1 protein-coding gene is annotated in these 1,511 nt (G+C 67.2%); it reads right to left on the bottom strand.

Annotated elements, in window-relative coordinates; all coding sequences use genetic code 11:
- Nucleotides 1-26: 26 nt before the first annotated feature.
- Nucleotides 27-1,259: an IS110 family transposase gene (locus AB0B57_RS36790; protein WP_357081094.1), complete on the bottom strand. Its 1,233-nt coding sequence runs from the start codon at nt 1,257-1,259 to the stop codon at nt 27-29.
- Nucleotides 1,260-1,511: the final 252 nt, after the last annotated feature.

Below are 1,511 nucleotides of genomic sequence, written 5' to 3'. Positions count from 1 at the left end.
GCAAAGACATCCCAGGTGCTTGGTTGTCAAGCGGCAGCTTCGTTGAGGTGGTGGGACCAGGCGGTGGTCTCGTTGTAGGAGGTGCCGGTTTTGAGGCATCCGTGCAGAATGCCGACGAGCCGGTTAGCGAGCTGCCGCAGGGCGGCGTGGTGGCCGACGCCGCGGGCGCGTTGCCGGTCGTAGTAGGCGCGGGCGCCTGGCGAGTTGCGCAGCGATGTGAACGCCTGGGTCATCAGGGCGTCGACGAGCCGGTCGTTGTGCACGAACCGGGCCATGACGGTCCTCTTCTTCCCGGACGCGCGGGTGATCGGACTGGTCGCGGCGTAGTTCTTCCGAGCCTTCGCCGAGGCGTAGCGGTCGTGGTCGTCACCGAACTCGCCGAGAACCCGGGCGCCGAGCACGACACCCAGTCCCGGCTGGGACAGGATGACCTCAGCGTCCGGGTGCCGACCAAAATGGGCCCCCACCTGCCCCTGCAAAGCTTTGACCTGCTCGTTGAGGGTGACCAGCACCGCGACCAACGCCCGCACCGTCGCGGCGTACGCAGCAGTGACCACGGTCGGCTGGCCGAGCTGCTCGGTGCGTAACACCGTCTGGATCATCGCGGCCTTGGCCGCAATGTCGCGGCGGCGAGCGCGTTTGAGGGCCGCGCTGATCTGGCTGATGCTCAACCGGGCAGCGCTCGCCGGGTCGGGTGCCTTCGCCAGCAGCTCCAAGGTGTCGCCGGCGTCCAGATCCTCGAACGCATCCAGCGCGGCCGGGAAGTAGTCCCGCAGCGCATGCCGCAACCGCTGCCCGGCGCGGGCGCGTTCCCAGATCAACGTCTTGTGCATCCGGGTCACGACCTTGACCGCCTCGGCCTGCGCGCTGTCCCCGGCGATCGGGCGCAGCTGGTGCGAGTCGGTCCGCACCATGTCGGCCAGCATGTGCGCGTCCGCCCCGTCGCTCTTGGCGCCCGAGACCGCGAGGCGTTCCCGGTAGCGAGCCGCCTGCAACGGATTCACCGGATACACCGTGTATCCAGCAGCGACCAGCGCCTGCACCCACGGACCCCGATCGGTCTCAATGCCGATCTTCACCCGGGTAGCCGCGTCCTCGGCGTCCACGTCATCGCCGAGCGCCTGACCGATCATCGCATGCAACCTGGCCATCCCCGCCATGCCCTCGGGCAGCCGAGCCTTACCCAGCCGGCGACCGGACACGTCCATCACCTCAACGTCATGATGGTCCTCCGCCCAGTCATCTCCCACGAACAGCAACGCGTCTCCCACCTCTCGAGCCGATCACCACCGGTAGCCAGGAGGAGAACCATCAGCGACCTAATGAAGCAGTGCTCACGCCGCAACCGAGCGGGCACAACATCCCATCAGCGATCAACTCTCCACACCGACCAGCAGCGGCACGATCTTTGCTCAGGGCTCAACGCCCAGGAGGCATAAGTGCTCATCCGCCAGCGGCTACCTACCCACCAGGAGCTTGCCGGATAGCCCGCTCCCCAGAACTCATTAGGA

Source organism: Micromonospora sp. NPDC049101, from assembly GCF_040648675.1.
GTDB lineage: Bacteria > Actinomycetota > Actinomycetes > Mycobacteriales > Micromonosporaceae > Micromonospora.
Note: the sequence above shows the minus strand (reverse complement) of the source record. Positions and strands in the feature narration are given on the sequence as shown.